14 protein-coding genes are annotated in these 17,268 nt (G+C 64.7%); 10 read left to right on the top strand and 4 right to left on the bottom strand.

What is annotated here, in order from left to right; all coding sequences use genetic code 11:
• Window positions 1–156 precede the first annotated feature (156 nt).
• From QXZ85_RS27140 to QXZ85_RS27100, 9 genes are all read left to right on the top strand, one after another.
• Entirely contained in the window at window positions 157–1,287 is a 1,131-nt protein-coding gene (locus QXZ85_RS27140) for a M20/M25/M40 family metallo-hydrolase (protein ID WP_315704991.1), read from the top strand.
• A gap of 84 nt (window positions 1,288–1,371) precedes the next feature.
• Entirely contained in the window at window positions 1,372–2,058 is a 687-nt protein-coding gene (locus QXZ85_RS27135) for a DNA-3-methyladenine glycosylase I (protein ID WP_316175294.1), read from the top strand.
• A gap of 164 nt (window positions 2,059–2,222) precedes the next feature.
• Window positions 2,223–3,164 (top strand): ABC transporter permease, encoded by a 942-nt coding sequence (locus QXZ85_RS27130; RefSeq protein WP_315704989.1) that lies wholly within the window; start codon window positions 2,223–2,225, stop codon window positions 3,162–3,164.
• 12 nt (window positions 3,165–3,176) lie between these two features.
• Window positions 3,177–4,064, top strand: coding sequence for an ABC transporter permease (locus tag QXZ85_RS27125; protein ID WP_315704988.1), 888 nt, complete (start codon window positions 3,177–3,179; stop codon window positions 4,062–4,064).
• Window positions 4,065–4,182: 118 nt separating this feature from the next.
• Window positions 4,183–5,829, top strand: coding sequence for an ABC transporter ATP-binding protein (locus QXZ85_RS27120; RefSeq protein WP_315741397.1), 1,647 nt, complete (start codon window positions 4,183–4,185; stop codon window positions 5,827–5,829).
• A gap of 298 nt (window positions 5,830–6,127) precedes the next feature.
• On the top strand, window positions 6,128–7,624 hold the full coding sequence (locus QXZ85_RS27115; protein WP_315704986.1) for a M81 family metallopeptidase: 1,497 nt from the start codon (window positions 6,128–6,130) through the stop codon (window positions 7,622–7,624).
• 33 nt (window positions 7,625–7,657) lie between these two features.
• Window positions 7,658–8,818 (top strand): M20 aminoacylase family protein, encoded by a 1,161-nt coding sequence (locus QXZ85_RS27110; RefSeq protein WP_315768317.1) that lies wholly within the window; start codon window positions 7,658–7,660, stop codon window positions 8,816–8,818.
• 6 nt (window positions 8,819–8,824) lie between these two features.
• Window positions 8,825–10,243 (top strand): amidase, encoded by a 1,419-nt coding sequence (locus QXZ85_RS27105; RefSeq protein WP_316175297.1) that lies wholly within the window; start codon window positions 8,825–8,827, stop codon window positions 10,241–10,243.
• Between the two features lie 172 nt (window positions 10,244–10,415).
• Window positions 10,416–11,306, top strand: a complete 891-nt coding sequence (locus QXZ85_RS27100; RefSeq protein WP_315768319.1) for a crotonase/enoyl-CoA hydratase family protein — start codon at window positions 10,416–10,418, stop codon at window positions 11,304–11,306.
• 180 nt (window positions 11,307–11,486) lie between these two features.
• On the opposite strand, the gene QXZ85_RS27095 is transcribed toward QXZ85_RS27100, so the two are convergent.
• From QXZ85_RS27095 to QXZ85_RS27085, 3 genes are all read right to left on the bottom strand, one after another.
• The gene (locus QXZ85_RS27095) at window positions 11,487–13,526 is read right to left on the bottom strand and encodes a methyl-accepting chemotaxis protein (RefSeq protein ID WP_315704982.1); all 2,040 of its coding nucleotides are present in this window, start codon (window positions 13,524–13,526) and stop codon (window positions 11,487–11,489) included.
• 92 nt (window positions 13,527–13,618) lie between these two features.
• Window positions 13,619–14,596 carry an NADPH:quinone oxidoreductase family protein gene (locus QXZ85_RS27090; RefSeq protein WP_316175299.1) on the bottom strand — a complete coding sequence of 326 codons (978 nt, stop codon included), beginning with the start codon at window positions 14,594–14,596 and terminating at the stop codon, window positions 13,619–13,621.
• The gene (locus tag QXZ85_RS27085; RefSeq protein WP_315704980.1) at window positions 14,596–15,207 is read right to left on the bottom strand and encodes a 2-hydroxychromene-2-carboxylate isomerase; all 612 of its coding nucleotides are present in this window, start codon (window positions 15,205–15,207) and stop codon (window positions 14,596–14,598) included. Before QXZ85_RS27085 ends, QXZ85_RS27090 begins: the two co-directional genes overlap by 1 nt.
• A 140-nt stretch (window positions 15,208–15,347) precedes the next feature.
• Between QXZ85_RS27085 and QXZ85_RS27080 the strand changes: the two genes are divergently transcribed.
• Window positions 15,348–16,370: a methionine synthase gene (locus QXZ85_RS27080; protein ID WP_316175306.1), complete on the top strand. Its 1,023-nt coding sequence runs from the start codon at window positions 15,348–15,350 to the stop codon at window positions 16,368–16,370.
• A gap of 139 nt (window positions 16,371–16,509) precedes the next feature.
• Here QXZ85_RS27080 and QXZ85_RS27075 read toward each other — a convergent pair whose 3' ends face one another.
• Window positions 16,510–17,142, bottom strand: coding sequence for a hypothetical protein (locus QXZ85_RS27075; RefSeq protein ID WP_315705460.1), 633 nt, complete (start codon window positions 17,140–17,142; stop codon window positions 16,510–16,512).
• Between the last annotated feature and the right edge of the window lie 126 nt (window positions 17,143–17,268).

Below are 17,268 nucleotides of genomic sequence, written 5' to 3'. Positions count from 1 at the left end.
TTCGACAGTTGCACCAGGATGCTGCACAGGTCAATCCGCATTCGGCGCATGCGTGACGTCGGCCGGAATGACGTTAACGCGGGCATGACTTGGTTATACAAAATGCCGACCATTCCGCCGCCGCGCGATAACGCCGGCAAACCAGCGAGAGCTCTGATGAATCCAGCCAATCTTCCCTTCGATGCCGAGGCCATGCTGCAAGGTTTGCGCGGTTGGGTGGAATGCGAAAGCCCGACCTGGGACGCTCCCGCGGTCGAACGCATGTTCGATATCGCAGCCCGCGAGATGGCGATCATGGGCGCGACGATCGAGCGCATCGCCGGACGCCAGGGCTTCGCAGGCTGCGTCCGCGCCCGCTTTCCGCATCCGAAACAGGGCGAGCCCGGCATCCTGATTGCGGGTCATCTCGATACCGTCCATCCCATCGGGACGATCGCCAAGCTGCCATGGCGGCGCGAAGGCAACAAATGCTATGGCCCCGGCATCTTTGACATGAAGGGTGGCAATTATCTGTCGCTCGAGGCGATCAGGCAGTTGATGCGCGCCTCCATCGCCACGCCACTGCCGATTACCGTTCTCTTTACTCCCGACGAGGAAGTCGGCACGCCCTCGACGCGCGATATCATCGAAGCGGAGGCCGCGCGCAACAAATACGTGCTGGTGCCCGAGCCCGGCCGGCCCGACAACGGCGTCGTCACCGGGCGTTATGCGATCGCCCGCTTCAATCTCGAAGCAACGGGACGGCCGAGCCACGCCGGAGCAACATTGTCATCTGGCCGTTCCGCGATACGGGAAATGGCGCGACAGATCCTCGCGATCGATGCGATGACGACGGAGGATTGCACCTTCTCGGTCGGCATCGTTCACGGCGGGCAATGGGTGAACTGCGTCGCAACAACCTGCAACGGTGAAGCCCTCAGCATGGCCAAGCGCCAGGACGATCTCGATCGCGGGGTGGAACGAATGCTGGCGCTGTCGGGCACCAGCAACGACGTCGCATTCAAGGTGACCCGCGGCGTGACGCGTCCGGTGTGGGAGCCGGATTCCGGAACTATGGCACTCTACGACAAAGCGCGCGGCATCGCCGAACAGCTCGGGATGAAGCTGCCACACGGTTCGGCCGGCGGCGGATCCGACGGCAACTTCACCGGCGCCCTCGGAATCCCGACACTCGACGGCTTGGGCGTGCGCGGCGCCGATGCTCACACTCTCAACGAGCACATCGAGGTCGAAAGCCTCGTCGAACGTGGGCGACTCATGGCCGGCTTGCTGGCCACGCTGGCGTAATATGGCAGCATCAGATTAGGGCCTCGCAGCTTTACGTGCGCCGCGAACTCTGCTGTGTTCGGCACAGGCAAAAACGCGGCGTACATGACCTCGTTCAAAACCATCAGAAGTCGGGCGGAGAAGCGCAAGGGCGGCACACAGGCGTTGATCACGCTGCTGCCGCCGGCGCCCGACATCGCGGAAGTCGCAAAGCTGAGTGATGATCGCGTGCTGGCCGAAATGACCCGGCGCGTGTTCTCCGCGGGGTTTGCCTGGAGCGTGATCGAGTCGAAATGGCCGGGATTTGAGGACGCGTTCCTAAGCTTTCAGCCGGCGCGGCTGCTGTTTCAGCCGGACGATTTCTGGGACGGCCTGTTGCGGGACAGCCGCATTGTGCGCAACGCAGCAAAGATCATGTCGGTGCGGCAGAATGCGGCCTTCGTGCAGGAGATCGCCAAGGAGCACGGCGGCTTCGGCAAGTTCCTGGCGAGTTGGCCGTCCTCTGATGAAGTCGGACTCCTGGCAATCCTCGATAAGCGCGGCAGCCGGCTCGGCGGCAACACCGGACAGCTGTTGCTACGCTTCCTCGGCTGGGATGGTTTCGTGACATCAAAGGACGTCGTGGCCTGCCTGCGTGACTCTGGACTGGACATTGCCGATGAGGTCAAGTCCAAGAGCGACCTCGCCAAGGTGCAGGCGCAGTTCAATGCGTGGGCCAAGGAGACAGGATTGTCCTATACGCATTTGTCCCGCATCTGCGCGCTCTCGGTCGGCGAGAACCGTCAAACATGATGTGCAGCATCGCAATGTGCTTCGGTACATGGCACGCAGCTTGCAGCACATTGCAGTGCGAAATTACCGGGAGTTCTTGAAAGTGACTGATATCAGTGACATGCAGGCGCATTCACCGTGCCGTGTAACCGGCCCAAGCCTAGGATGAAGGCAGTCCTCACCCGATGATCGGATATCTGGTTCGCCGCGTACTCGCCGCCATTCCCGTGATGGGCGTGGTCGCCTTGTTCGTGTTCCTTCTTTTGAGACTAACGCCCGGTGATCCCGCCGCCATCTTGGCGGGCGATAACGCCACCCCCGAACAGCTCGAACGCATTCGCGTCTCGCTCGGCCTGCACGAGCCGCTGTACGTCCAGTTCTTCACCTGGATCAATCAGCTGCTGCATGGCGATCTTGGCGTCTCGCTGATCTCCAAAGTGCCGGTCTTGCAGATGATCGGCCAACGCATCGAGCCATCGATCTCGGTCGCGATCTCCACGATCATTCTGGCGATCGTGGTCGCCGTGCCGCTCGGCGTCATCGCCGCCTGGAAGCACGGCACCTGGATCGATCGTTTCGTGATGGGGCTCTCCGTGCTCGGCTTCTCGGTCCCCGTCTTCGTGATCGGCTACGTGCTGATCGAGGTGTTCGCGATCAATCTGCGCTGGTTCCCGGTGCAGGGCTTCAAGAGCCTGTCGGCCGGCTTCGGGCCGTTCTTCGACCGCATCATCCTGCCGACCTGCACGCTGTCGTTCATCTACATCGCATTGATTGCCCGCATGACGCGCGCGGCGATGCTCGACGTCCTCGGCGAGGACTTCGTCCGCACCGCACGCGCCAAGGGCATCGGCGAAACCTCGGTGCTGCTGCGTCATGCGCTGCGCAATGCCGCCGTGCCCGTCATCACCGTGATCGGGTCCGGCTTTGCGCTTCTGATCTCCGGCGTTGTCGTCACCGAAAGCGTGTTCAACCTGCCGGGCATCGGACGCCTTACGGTCGACGCCGTGCTGGCGCGCGACTATCCGGTCATCCAGGGCATGATTCTGCTGACATCCTTCATCTATCTCGCAGTCAACCTGCTGATCGATGTCGCCTACACCCTGCTCGATCCCCGTATCCGTTACTGAGGCATTGTCCTGATGGCGATCGTCACCCATCCCGAGCCGTCTTTGCCGGTCACCTCGCGGCTGAGCCCGCGGTTCGGCTTTCTCACCTCGACTCCGATCATCGCGGTCGCAACCGTCTGTCTCGCTTTGATCGTGCTCATCTCCGTGCTGGCGCCATTGCTGGCGCCGCATGATCCGGTCCTGCTGGCGCCGGCACAGCGGCTGAAGCCGGCCAGCGCGCAGTTCCTGCTCGGCACCGACGCCTACGGCCGCGATCTGATGTCGCGCACGATCTATGGCGGGCGCGTATCGCTCCTGGTCGGTGTGGGCGCCGCCGTATTCTCGATCGCGATCGGCCTGTTCATCGGCCTCGTCTCCGGCTTCTTCAAATGGGTCGATGCCGTGATGATGCGCGTGATGGATGGCCTGATGGCGATTCCGAGCATCCTGCTCGCCATTGCCGTGGTGTCATTGTCCGGCGCCAGCATCGCCACCGTGATGATCGCGATCACCATTCCGGAAATTCCGCGCGTCGCGCGGCTGGTGCGTTCGGTGGTGCTGACCGCGCGCGAGGAGCCCTATGTCGAGGCCGCGATCTCGGTCGGCTCTTCGCTACCCAAGATCATGTGGCGGCATCTGATGCCGAACACGATCGCGCCCCTGATCGTGCAGGGTACTTATGTCTGCGCCTCGGCGATCCTCACCGAGGCGATCCTCTCCTTCCTCGGCGCCGGCATCAGCCCGGAGACGCCGACCTGGGGCAACATCATGGCCGAGGGCCGCGCTTACTTCCAGATCAAGCCGTCCCTGATCTTCTGGCCGGGCCTGCTGCTGTCGATCGCGATTCTCTCGATCAACCTGATCGGCGACGCCGCGCGCGATGCGCTCGATCCGCGCATGAAGCAGCGGGAGGGGAAATGACGCCGTCTTCCCCTAACCATCATTGCGAGCGAAGCGAAGCAATCCAGAATCGCCTTGCAACATTGAACTGGATTGCTTCGTCGCTTCGCTCCTCGCAATGACGGCAGAGAGTACGATCATGACCGATACCATCCTCGACATCGACAATCTCGTCGTTGCCCTCGGCAAGACCAAGAGCTCCACCGGCCCGCGGATCATCGACGGCATCTCCATCAAGGTGGCCAAGGGCGAGACGCTGTGCGTGGTCGGCGAAAGCGGCTCCGGCAAATCCGTGACCTCGCTGACGACGATGGGCCTGTTGCCGAAGAACACGCTGCACCCGGTCAGCGGCAGCATCAAGCTGGTCGGTGAGGAGCTGTTGACCGCGACCGATCGCCGGCTGCGGCAACTCCGCGCCACCACCATGGCGATGATCTTCCAGGAGCCGATGACCGCACTCAATCCCGTGGTGCCGGTCGGCCGTCAGATCGACGAGGTCCTGCGCGCGCACACCTCGCTGGACGCGCGCACCCGCCGCAAGCGCATTCTCAACATGATGGAGCAGGTGCACCTGCCCGATGTCGAGCGCATCTTCGCCTCCTATCCCCACCGCCTGTCCGGCGGCCAGCGCCAGCGCATCATGATCGCGATGGCGCTGGTGCTTGAACCAAAACTCTTGATCGCGGACGAGCCGACCACCGCGCTCGACGTCACCACGCAGAAGCAGATCCTCACCCTGATCCGCGAGCTGCAGCGCGACCATGGCACGGCGGTGCTGTTCATCACCCATGACATGGGCGTCGTGGCCGAGATCGCGGACCGCGTCGCGGTGATGCGCCAGGGCCGACTGGTCGAAACCGGTGCGCTCGACCAGATCCTGCGCAAGCCGGAAATGGACTACACGCGCAACCTGCTCGCAGCGGTCCCCAGTCTCATTCCGCGCCCTGCCCGCCCCGAGACCAAGGAGCCGGTGGTGCTGGAGACCACCGATCTCGGCAAGGTCTATCGTGAGCGTTCCTTCCTCGGCAAACCGCGCGAGGTGGTCGCGGCGCAGAATGTCACTCTCACGTTGCGCAAGGGCCGCACGCTCGGCATCGTCGGCGAGAGCGGCTCGGGCAAGTCGACGGTGGCGCGCTGCATCGTCCGTCTGATCGATCCGACCTCGGGCGGGGTCCGGCTGGCCGGCCACGAAATTTCGATCCTGACGCGCCGCCTGCTGCAGCCGCACCGCAAGCGCATCCAGATCGTCTTCCAGGATCCCTACCGCTCGCTGAACCCGCGCCTGACCGTGGGCGAAAGCATCGCCGAGGGGCCGATCAATTACGGCACGTCGCGTGACAAGGCGATGGCGCGCGCCCGGGAGCTATTGGAACTGGTCGGACTGCCCGCGGATTCCATCTCGCGCTTTCCGCATCAGTTCTCCGGCGGCCAGCGCCAGCGCATCGCGATCGCCCGCGCACTGGCACTCGATCCGGATGTGCTGGTCGCGGACGAAGCGGTTTCCGCGCTCGACGTTTCCGTGCAGGCGCAGGTGCTGGACCTCCTCGATGAGATCCAGCGCCGGCTCGGCATCGCCATCTTGTTCATCACCCACGATCTGCGCGTCGCCGCGCAGATCTGCGACGAGGTCGTGGTGATGCAGAAGGGCCGCATCGTCGAGCAGGGCCCGGCCGGCGAGATCCTCACGCACCCGAAGGAGACCTATACTCGGGCGCTGCTCGAGGCCGCGCCCGGCCGCAACTGGGATTTTGCCAATTTCCGCCCCGTGGCCGAGGCGGTGGCGTAGCAGCCTCGTCCTCCTCGTCATTCCGGGGCGTGCGCAGCACGAGCCCGGAATCCATACTCACAGGCGGATGTCGTAACATCGGCTGATCGACGCTCATGCCACACAGATCCTGCTGTGGTTATGGATTCCGGGCTCATCGCTACGCGATGCCCCGGAATGACGCTGTAGAAGCAGGTGGGCCAGCCAACACGCGTGAGGCGCGCCCGGCGCATGCAAATCGGCATCGCTCCCTCGCTTGCGCCCCGCGCGAGGAGCGGTCTAACGTCGCCGATCACGTCAACGGCTTGAGATGACCCGAATGACCCGCATCGCCATCGGCGGCTTCCTGCACGAGACCAACACCTTCGCGCCGACCAAGGCGACCTATGACGACTTCATGCACGAAGGCGGCGCCACGATCGCAGACGCCGCCAACGTGATGAAGATCATGCGCGGCATCAATGCGGGCCAGTCCGGATTTATCGATGTCGCGACGTCGCGCGGGTGGGACGTGGTGCCGACCATCGCCTGTCATGCAAGCCCATCGGCTCATGTCACGGAGGATGCGTTCGAGCGCATCGTTGGCGTCATGGTCGATCGCATCAAGGCCGCCGGCGCCATCGATGGCGTATATCTCGACCTGCATGGCGCGATGGTCACCGAACATTTCGACGACGGCGAAGGCGAGATTTTGGCGCGCGTGCGCAAGGTGATCGGCCCGAGCGTGCCTCTGGTCGCAAGCCTCGACCTGCACGCCAATGTCACGCCTGAGATGATCGCGCATGCCGATGCGCTGATCGCCTATCGGAAATATCCGCATACTGATATGGCCGACACCGGCCGCGCCTCGGCGCATCATCTCGCGCTGCTGCTGGACTCGAAGCAGCGCCTCGCCAAATCATTCCGGCAATTGCCTTTCCTGATTCCGATCAGTTGGCAATGCACCAACGATCATCCCGCCAAGGGCATCTACGAGACGCTCGCACGCTACCAGAGCGAGACCGTGCCGACGCTATCCTTCGCGCCGGGCTTTCCGGCCGCCGACTTCATTCATTGCGGGCCGAGCGTCTTCGCCTATGGCCGGACCCAAGCCGATGCCGATGCCGCGGCCGATGCGATCGCAAGCCTCGTCGCAAGTCATGAGGACGATTTCGACGGCAGGATCTATTCGCCGGACGAGGGCGTGCGCCACGCGATGGAGCTTGCCAGGAATGCGTCGAAACCGATCGTCATCGCCGACACCCAGGACAATCCCGGCGCCGGTGGCGATTCCGACACCACGGGCATGCTGCGTGCACTGGTGCGTAACCGCGCGCAGCGCGCCGCGATCGGAATGATCTACGATCCGCAATCGGCGCTCGCAGCGCACGCCGCCGGCGAAGGCGCCACCGTCACGCTCTCCCTTGGCGGCAAGTCCGGGATTCCCGGCGACGCGCCCTTTACGGAGAGCTTCATCGTCGAGAAACTGTCGGACGGCCGCTTCGTGGCGCCGGGTCCGTTCTATGGCGGCCGCAAGATGGACATGGGCCCTTCGGCCGCCTTGCGCATCGGTGACATCAGTGTCGTGGTCTGCTCGCACAAGGCGCAGCTCGCCGATCAGGCGATGTACCGCTTCGTCGGGATCGAGCCAACCGAGCAGGCCATCCTGATCAACAAGAGCTCGGTGCATTTCCGCGCCGACTTCGAGCCGATCGCGGAGAAGCTGTTGATCTGCGCCGCGCCCGGCCCGATGGCGGCCGATCCCGCCACCCTGCCCTGGACGCGGCTGCGTCCGGGCATCCGCCTCAAACCGAACGGCCCGACGTTCGCGCCTTAACATCTCATCATCTCGCAACGGACAAAGATATCCATGCCCCTGATCGACCGCATTGAAGGCTACGCCGACGAGCTCACCGCGATCCGCCGCGACCTGCACGCTCATCCGGAGATCGGCTTCGAGGAGACGCGCACATCCGGCATCGTCGCCGAGAAGCTTGCGCAATGGGGCATCGAAGTGCATCGCGGCCTCGGTGGTACCGGCCTGGTCGGCGTGCTCAAGGGCAAGGGCGCCAATGGCAAGACGATCGGTCTGCGCGCCGACATGGACGCGCTGCCCATGGAAGAGAACACCATCCTGCCCTGGCGCTCGACCATTCCGGGCCGCTTCCATGGCTGCGGCCATGATGGCCACACCACCATGCTGCTCGGCACTGCGCGGTATCTGGCCGAGACCCGGAATTTCGACGGCACCGTGCATTTCATCTTCCAGCCCGCCGAGGAAGGCCTCGGCGGCGCGCGGGCGATGATCAAGGACGGGCTGTTCGAGAAGTTTCCCTGCGACGAGCTCTACGGTCTGCACAACGCGCCCGATCTGAACCACGGCGAGATCGCCATCCTGCCGGGGCCCGCGATGGCCGGCGCCGATTTCTTCGATATCCGCATCTCCGGCTATGGCGCCCATGGCGCGATGCCCGAGCGCTCCAAGGACGCGGTCGTCATTGCAACCACCGTGGCGCAGTCGATCCAGACCATCGTCAGCCGCAATGTCGATCCGTTGCAGGCCGCCGTGGTCTCGATCACGCAGATCCATGCCGGCTCCGCCTACAACGTCATTCCGGGCGATGCCTGGCTGTGCGGTACCGTGCGCGCCTTCTCCGATTCCGTCCGCGCCCTGATCCGCGAGCGCATGCGCGCGCTCTGCGCCGGCGTGGCGGCCGCCTTCCATTGCGAGATCGACGTCGATATCCGCGATACGTTCAGCGTGCTGGTGAACCAGGAAGAACAGTCCAAGGTGGTCGAAGAGGTCGCACGTAGCGTGGTCGAGCCGTCCAAGGTCGTGACCCGCTCGACCCCGAAGATGGGCAGCGAGGACTTCGCCGACATGCTGCAGAAGATTCCGGGCGCCTATTTCTGGGTTGGCCATGACGGCTCGGTCCCGGTGCACAATCCCGGTTACGTGCTGGACGACAAGATCCTGCCGGTCGGCGCCAGCATGTTCGCCCGTATCATCGAAACCCGCCTCCCAGTGTGAGCGCCCATGCATAAACCGGTCTCGGACGAGATTACCTCGCTGCACGACCTTTCCGCGGTCGATCTGATCGCCGGCTATCGCGCGCGCCAGTTCTCGCCATCGGAGGTGATGGAGGAGGTGCTGGCACGTGCTGCGGCTTGGGAGCCGCACATCAAGGCGCTCTATCTGTTTGATCCCGATGCGGCGCGCGCCGCCGCATCGGCCTCCACGGCGCGCTGGGCGCAGGACGAGCCGATCGGTGCGCTCGACGGCGTACCAACGACGGTGAAGGACAACATGGCCACCAAGGGCCAGCCGATCCCGCTCGGCTCGGCGAGCGTCACGCTGGCGCCGGCCGTGGCGGACGCCCCGCCCGTCGCACGCTTGCGCGAAGCTGGCGCGATCATCTTCGCCAAGACCACGATGCCGGATTACGGCATGCTGTCCTCTGGCTTGTCGAGCTTCCATCCGCTCACCCGCAATCCCTGGGACCTCAAGATGAATCCCGGCGGCTCGAGCGCCGGCGCTGGAGCCGCCGCCGCGGCCGGTTATGGCCCGTTGCACCTCGGGACCGACATTGGCGGCTCGGTCCGCCTGCCGGCATCGTGGTGCGGCCTGGTCGGCCTCAAGCCGAGCCACGGGCGCGTGCCGATCGATCCGCCCTATGTCGGCCGCGTCGCCGGGCCGATGACGCGCACCGTCGATGACGCTGCGCTGATGATGAGCGTGCTGTCGAAGCCCGATCGTCGTGACGGCAGCAGCCTGCCGCCGAGCGACCTCAACTGGAAGCTCGCCGAGAAATCGCCGCGCAAGCTCCGCATCGGCGTGATGCTCGAGCCCGGCGTCGGACAGCCGCTGGAGCAGCCGGTGCGCGCGGTCGTGCTCGAGGCGGCAAAGGCGTTCGAATCCGCAGGCGCCGTCGTCGGCGAAGCCAAGGGCTTCCTCACGCGCGAGATGCTCGACGGGCTCGACAATTTCTGGCGCGCGCGGCTGTGGGACGATCTCTCCCGGCTCACGCCCGAGATCCGCAACAAGACGCTGCCTTATATCCTGCAATGGGCCGAGCGCGGCGCGACGCTTTCGGGCGTCGAGGTCGTGCGCGGCTTCAACGTCACCATGGCGATCCGCGCCGCCGCCGCCAAGATGTTCTGCGAGTTCGACTACGTGATCTCGCCGACCTCTCCGGGCGTGAAATTTCCGGCGGAGTTCGCATCCCCGATCAACGACCCGCAGCTGCCGTTCGAGCACATCACCTACACCGTGCCGTGGAATATATCGGAGAACCCGGCGGTCTCGATCAACGCCGGCTATGACGCCCACGGCTTCCCGATCGGGCTGCAGATCGTCGGCCGCCGCTTCGACGATCTCGGCGTGCTCGGCCTGGCGAAGACCTTCGAGGGCCTGCGCGGCGAGCAGCGCCCCTGGCCGGCGCCGCCGAAGGCATAGATATTTCCGCCGTCATTCCGGGGCGATGCGAAGCGACGAGCCGGGAATCCATGCTAGCCAATTCACAATGGTGGTTATGGATTCCGGGCTCGTCGCTTCGCGCCGCCCCGGAATGACGACGTGAGCAGCTACAACGACGACAACAAAAGCAAACAAGCGCGAGGAAACGCCCATGGCCTACGAGACCATTCTCTACGACGTCGCCGACCAGATCCTGACCATTACGCTCAACCGTCCCGAGAAGCTGAACGCCTTCACGCCGACGATGCAGAAGGAGCTGATCGACGCCTTCGATCGCGCCGACCGGGACGACGAGGTCAGAGCGATCATCGTCACCGGCGCGGGCCGCGCCTTCTGCGCCGGCGCCGATCTGTCCTCCGGTGCCGACACCTTCGATCGCGACGCCAGGCGCGGACCCGTCAAGCGCCATGCCGACGGCCGCGTCGACTATTCCGATCCGCAGGTCCGCGATGGCGGCGGACAGGTCACTCTTCGCATCTTCAAGTCGCTGAAGCCCGTCATCGCCGCGGTCAACGGCCCTGCCGTCGGCATCGGCGTCACCATGCAGCTCGCGATGGACATCCGCATCGCCTCGGAAGCGGCGCGCTTCGGCTTCGTGTTCTCCCAGCGCGGCATCGTGCCGGAGGCGGCGTCCAGCTGGTTCCTGCCGCGCATCGTCGGCATCTCGCAAGCCTTGGAATGGTGCTACACCGGCCGCGTCTTCCCGGCGCAGGAGGCACTTGCGGGGCGTCTCATCAGCAAGGTGGTGCCGCCGGACGAACTGCTACCGACCGCTCGTGCGCTGGCGCGCGAGATCGCCGAGAAGACCGCCCCGGTCTCGATCGCGCTGATCCGCCAGATGATGTGGCGCATGATGGGCGCCGACGATCCGATGGAGGCGCACAAGGTCGACAGCCGCGGCATCTATGCACGCGGGCGCTCCGATGACGTCAAGGAAGGCGTGATGGCGTTCCTGGAGAAACGCCCGGCGCAGTTCGGGAACAAGGTCTCCAGCGACATGCCAGACTATTTCCCGTGGTGGGACGAGCGGGAGTACAAGTAGAGTTGCCCACGCTGTCATCCCGGCGAAAGCCGGGATCCATGCCGCGTGATCTATCAGGGGCAATCCGGACGTCGTTCTTCGCCAAATGGCGTTCTGTGGATTTGGGTCCCGGCTCAAAGGCCGGGACGACACCGAACGGGTTGCTTTCAGCGCCGGTTCACAAACCAGCACCGCGACCGCTCAGGCCGCCTTGATGCCGTTGATGAAGGCATCGACCTGTCGGCGCATGCTCTCCGATTGGCGCAACAGCTCCTTCGAGGCGCCGAGCACCTGGCTCGCTGCCGTTCCGGACTCGGTGGCCGCAGCGGTGACCTGCAGGATATTGTCCGATATCTCGCCGGTGCCCTGCGCCGCATGTTGCACGTTGCGAACGATCTCGCGCGTCGCGGCGTCCTGCTCCTCGACGGCTGAAGCAATCGAGACCGCAATCGTGTTGAGCTCGTCGATCGTGGTCGTGATCCCTCGAATGGCCCGTACGGCCTCGGTCGAGATGCCCTGCATCGCCGATATCTGCGCGCGGATCTCGTCGGTAGCCTTGGCGGTCTGCTCGGCAAGGCTCTTCACTTCGCCGGCAACCACCGCAAAACCGCGGCCCGCATCGCCCGCCCGCGCGGCCTCGATCGTGGCATTGAGCGCAAGCAGGTTGGTCTGACCGGCGATCTCGCTGATCAGCCTGACCACATCACCGATCTTCTCGGCCGCGCTGGAGAGGCCCTGCACGGTCTCGTTCGCCCGTCGTCCCTCGACCACTGCTCCACGCGCAATCTCGGTGGACTGCGTCACCTGCCCACCGATCCTTGCGACCGCGGTCGACAGTTGCTCCGATGCCGCAGCCACCGTCTGCATATTGCCCGATGCGGCTTCGGTCGCCTGCGCCACTCTCGCCGCCTCGCCGCTGGTCCGGCTTGCACTCTTGTCCATCACGGCGGCGGTCGACTCCAATTGGGTCGATGCCGAGATCACCGTCTCGATCACGCCTGCGATATCGTTGCTGAACCGGTCGGCGAGGTCGCCGACCTGCCGCGCTCTGGCAGTGCGCGCACGTTCCGCCTCGGCATCCTTGGCGGTGAGCTCGGCCGTATGGATCATGTTCTGCTTGAAGAACTGCACCGACTGCGCCATCAGCCCGATCTCGTCGCACCGGTCGACCGCGTCGACCTCCGTCGCAAGATCGCCCTTCGCGAGCCGCGTCATCGCATCGGCGAGCGCGTTGACCGGCTCGGTGATGCTCCGTGCCATCGCAAGCACGGCACCGATGCTGACCAGCAGGGCGACCAGCAGCAATCCGGCAACGACACCGAGACTCCTATCAGCGTCGGCTTCCTTGCGCGCCATCATCTCCGACAGTTCGGCCGCCAGCGCGTCCTCGACCTTTTTCAGAAGATCGATCCGCACAGTCGCCGCGTCGAACCACACCTTGCTGTCGAGCCCCTTGAAATCACCATTGACCGCGCCTTGTTCGACGGTCTTGCGCATCGCGCTGAAACCTTGGATGGCCGAGCTCGCCATTGCGGCCTGGAATGCCGCCTGCGCCTTCGCGGTCGCGACCATTCTGAACGCGCTGAAGAAGCTGTCCTGAGCTGCAGCAAGCCCCATCGCACGGGCATAGCCAGCCGGTTCGAAGCGGCCCGCAGCAAGGCCGCCGGCCACGGTGGCGCGCTCCAAGCCGGCGCGCTCCTTGCCCTCGGTCAGGTTGCCATAGGCGATGATGGCTTTGGAAATCTCGTCGTCGTGGCTCAATTTCGACATGCCGTTGATCAGTCCGATCAGACGGCTGACGATCTCGGTGAGATTGCCGACCGCGACGGGCGGCGTGACCGATTGCGCGTCAATCTCACCGCGATAGCCATCGAGCTGGGCCAGTTGCTGCTCGCAGTCGCGCACGGCCGCAGCCAGGGCTTCGGCGCCACGCAGCTCGTTGAGTGCAGTGACCGCGGCTGCACGCTCCACATTGGACTGCTGACGTTGGCGGGCGAGCTCGGGGCCCATCTGCAGGCCCTTGCTGCTGAGGAAGGCCGACGACATGCCGCGCTCGCGCTGCAGCTCGTGAACGAAGCGGCTCAGCTGGCCGACAGCTTCTGCAACCGGCTGCAGGCGCGCCATCTCGGAACGGACCGACCACTTTGTGGAGATTTCGTAGGCGGCCAGTGCGCCGAGTGTGAGGATCGGCAACAATGCCGAGAGGGCTATCCGGTGAAGTATTTTCGACGTCTTGAGCATGATCGGCCTCAACCTGTCCGATCATTTTAGAAATCCAGTGGTAAATAAACCCACAGACTTGCGCGCCGCAATTTTGGGCAGACGCTTGCAAACTAATCCATCATCAGCGCGACACGGCCGATCGCCTTGCGCTCGATAAGCAATCGCATCGCGCGCGCATAGTCCTCGATCGGCACGCGATGCGACACGTGCGGCCGCAGCCTGCCCGCTTCCGCCCAGGCCAACAGCGCCCGCATGCGCGCGGCTGCCAGTGCCGGGTCCTTGCGCGTCGCCTCCCCGGCTCGCACACCGAGTACGCTCGCGCCCTTCATCAGGATCAAATTGGTGCGGGCGAGCCCGATGCCGCCGGTGAAGCCGACGACGAGCAGCCGCGCGCCCCAGGCAATGCTTCGCACGCTCTGCTCGAACACCTCGCCGCCGACCGGATCGAACACGACATCGACGCCACGCCCATCCGTGATCCGCTTGACCGCCTCGCGGAACGGCTCCCGGGAATAGAGCACGAGATGGTCGGCGCCGCGCGATCGCGCGACCCCGAGCTTCTCCTCGGATGACGCCGTGGCGATCACGGTCGCCCCTAACAGCTTGCCCATCTCGACCGCGGCAAGGCCGACGCCGCCACCGGCGCCATGGACGAGGAGAACCTCGCCAGCCTTGAGTTGGCCGCGGTCGACCAGCGCGTGATGGGCTGTGCCGTAGGCGGCAAGATATGTCGCGCCTTCGGCATAGTCGAAGGTGGAGGGCAGCGGCGTCAGCTGGCCGGCTACGACCGCCGCTTCCTCGGCATAGGCGCCGAAGCGCATCCGCACGATGACTTTGTCGCCGACCGCCGCGCCCGTCACGTCCGGACTCACCTCGACGACGTCACCTGCCGCCTCTACACCCGGTGTGAACGGCAATTCCGGCTTGAGCTGATATTCGCCGGCGCACATCAGTATGTCGGGAAAATTGATCCCGGCGGCGCGGATCCTCACCCGCACCTCGCCCTCTTGCAGCGAGCGGCTTTCGATGTTTTCCAGCCGCAACATCTCGGGCGCCCCGAGTTCGCGGCAGACTACGGCGCGCGACATCAGGCTGCGCGCTCTTTGCTTCGAGCCAGCGCTTCGCGCACCAGCGGCAGGCGGTCGTTGCCGAAATACATGTCGGTCTGGTTGAGGAAGATCGTGGGCGAGCCGAAACCTCCGCGCTTGACCACCTCCTCCGTGTTCGCCCTGAGCTGATCCTTGACGGCCTGCTGGCTGATCCCCTCAAAGAACTTTGCGGAATCGATCCCGACCCGCCGGCAGATCTCCGTCAGCACGCCATCCTGCGAGATGTCCTTGTCCTCGCCCCAATAGGCCTCGAACACCGCACGCGCGAACGGCACCATGTCCTCGTTGCCGAGCCAGATGCAGCCGCGCATCGCCTTGACGCTGTTCACCGGAAACACGGTCGGCGGCATCTTGATCTTGAGACCCGCCGAGCGCGCCCAGTCGCCGAGGTCCTTGAGCATGTATTGCGCCTTCAGCGGCACCGGGGTTTCGCGTTGCGCGTAGACGCTCGGATTCACGGTATTGAAAATGCCGCCGACCAGGATCGGCCGCCAAACGATCTCCGCACCGAACTCTGCCGCGATCGGCTGGATGTTGTGGAAGGCGAGATAGGTCCACGGGCTGGAGCAGTCGAAGAAGAATTCGATCATGGCGTTTCCTGCCAGCCACTTTTCGCGGCCGTATTCATTGCTATACCTTGACCATAAGACATGGCAGAGAAGCGCTCAACAACATCAGCCGAAGCTGGCATATGAGGACGCCGCCCATGGAACCGACGGGGAATGACAAGGTGCTGTTTCCATCCACCATCGCAGGCTCCCTGCCGAAGCCGGAATGGCTGGCCGAGCCGAATGCGCTCTGGGCGCCGTGGAAATCGAAGGGCGACGAGCTTGCCCGCGCCAAGCGCGATGCGACCATCCTGGCGCTGAAGCTGCAGGAGGATGCCGGCATCGACATCCTCACCGAGGGAGAGCAGTCGCGCCAGCATTTCGTGCACGGCTTCCTCGAGCGCGTGGAAGGCATCGATTTCGCCCACAAGGTCGAGATGGGCATCCGGAAAGATCGCTACAAGGCGATGGTGCCGCAGGTCGTGGCGCCGCTGTCGCTGAAGGGTCGCGTCCATGCCGACGAGGCGCGGATCGCGCGCACGCATACGACGCGGGCGCTGAAGTTCACGCTGCCCGGACCGATGACCATCATCGACACCATCGCCGACAATTACTACGGCGACCGGGTCAAGATGGCCTTCGCCTTCGCCGAGCTGTTGAACCAGGAGGCCAAGGCGCTGCATGCCGACGGCATCGACCTGATCCAGTTCGACGAGCCCGCCTTCAACGTCTACATGGACGAGGTGCGCGACTGGGGCATCAAGGCGCTGGAGCGTGCGGCCGAAGGGCTGACCTGTCCCACCGCCGTTCACATCTGTTACGGCTACGGCATCAAGGCCAACACCGATTGGAAGGAGACGCTGGGCAGCGAGTGGCGGCAATATGAGGAGACCTTTCCGGCGATCGATGCCAGCGCGATCCAGCAGGTCGCTGTCGAATGCCGCAACTCGAAAGTGCCGATCGAGTTGCTCGGGCTGTTGAAGAACAAGGTGGTGCAGGCCGGCGTGATCGATGTCGCCAGCGACGAGATCGAGACTGCCGAGGACGTCTGCAAAGTGATCGAAGACGTCATGAAATACGTGCCGAAGCAGAACATCATCGCCACCACCAATTGCGGCATGGCGCCGATGCGGCGCGAGATCGCGGAAGCCAAGCTGATGGCGCTGGGCAGCGGCGCGAAGCTGGCGCGGCAGCGGCTGGCGTAATCAGCTTGGACCCGAGCTATCGAAGCCGGGTGCACCGTGTTCCCTCCCCGCCGTTGGGCTAGGGAGGGGGTAAGCCCCACACGCCTGCGCTCGTCCCCCTCTCCAACTCTCTCCCACAAGGGGGCGAGAGCAGACCGAGCTACCCTCGCGTCTTTTGTGCCTGCGCGCTCGGATGCAGCACAGGCTCGTAGCGCGCTTGCAGGGTCCGAACGGTCGACGGCGGGGTCAGCAGCATCGCTTCATCAGGCGGGGCACGCGCATCACCATAGCCGGCCGGCGACCATGGCAACGCCCTGCCCTGCAGAATCAAGAAGCTCTCTTCGCCCGCCTGCACCATCGCGCCATCAGGCAATTGCTCCAGTGGCGCCGGCAGCGGATGCAGCCGCTTCCGGCCGCGCTCCAGCCGCTCGCCATGCAGCACGGTATCAATGTCCGAGGCGTGCACGCCGCTCGCTCCGTTGCCCGCCTCCCACGCCACGCGAAAACGGTTGGCGTCCTCACGGCGGCAATAGAAGCAGGGCCGATGCCCGGCGGCGAGCGCGGTGGCTTCGTCGAGGAAGAACAGTTCGGTCCAGCTTCGCCGGGCCATCACCTCGCGGCGACGGCCGCGGAAGTCACACAGGCAGGTGAGCCAGGCCGGGCTCGACCAGCGCCTCCTCAGCAGCGTCCTGGTCGCGGGATCATGGATGATGCCGCGATTGCCGGTGAACAGGCCGCGTTCGGGCGTCGCGATGATGTCGCCAGTGGGGGTGACGCGGTTTTGCAGCGGCATCGAGGCTTGGCTCCTCACCGCCGTCATTCCGGGGCGGCGCAAAACGATAAGCCCGGCGACTGTCTTAGCTGTCAAGCGATTGCTGGGTATATCGGGTGTTGTTTTTGACCATGGTGTTTGCGGTGA

This window comes from Bradyrhizobium sp. SZCCHNGR1005, from assembly GCF_032489995.1.
GTDB lineage: Bacteria > Pseudomonadota > Alphaproteobacteria > Rhizobiales > Xanthobacteraceae > Bradyrhizobium.
This window is presented reverse-complemented; position numbering and strand designations above follow the sequence as displayed.

Coding starts and splice junctions, on each gene's coding strand:
- QXZ85_RS27090 (WP_316175299.1), bottom strand. CDS start 14,596: ATGTCGCGCGCCGTAGTCTGCCGCGAACTCGGGGCGCCCGAGATGTTG.
- QXZ85_RS27140 (WP_315704991.1), top strand. CDS start 157: ATGAATCCAGCCAATCTTCCCTTCGATGCCGAGGCCATGCTGCAAGGT.
- QXZ85_RS27075 (WP_315705460.1), bottom strand. CDS start 17,142: ATGCCGCTGCAAAACCGCGTCACCCCCACTGGCGACATCATCGCGACG.
- QXZ85_RS27100 (WP_315768319.1), top strand. CDS start 10,416: ATGGCCTACGAGACCATTCTCTACGACGTCGCCGACCAGATCCTGACC.
- QXZ85_RS27115 (WP_315704986.1), top strand. CDS start 6,128: ATGACCCGCATCGCCATCGGCGGCTTCCTGCACGAGACCAACACCTTC.
- QXZ85_RS27125 (WP_315704988.1), top strand. CDS start 3,177: ATGGCGATCGTCACCCATCCCGAGCCGTCTTTGCCGGTCACCTCGCGG.
- QXZ85_RS27110 (WP_315768317.1), top strand. CDS start 7,658: ATGCCCCTGATCGACCGCATTGAAGGCTACGCCGACGAGCTCACCGCG.
- QXZ85_RS27105 (WP_316175297.1), top strand. CDS start 8,825: ATGCATAAACCGGTCTCGGACGAGATTACCTCGCTGCACGACCTTTCC.
- QXZ85_RS27120 (WP_315741397.1), top strand. CDS start 4,183: ATGACCGATACCATCCTCGACATCGACAATCTCGTCGTTGCCCTCGGC.
- QXZ85_RS27135 (WP_316175294.1), top strand. CDS start 1,372: ATGACCTCGTTCAAAACCATCAGAAGTCGGGCGGAGAAGCGCAAGGGC.
- QXZ85_RS27130 (WP_315704989.1), top strand. CDS start 2,223: ATGATCGGATATCTGGTTCGCCGCGTACTCGCCGCCATTCCCGTGATG.
- QXZ85_RS27095 (WP_315704982.1), bottom strand. CDS start 13,526: ATGCTCAAGACGTCGAAAATACTTCACCGGATAGCCCTCTCGGCATTG.
- QXZ85_RS27085 (WP_315704980.1), bottom strand. CDS start 15,207: ATGATCGAATTCTTCTTCGACTGCTCCAGCCCGTGGACCTATCTCGCC.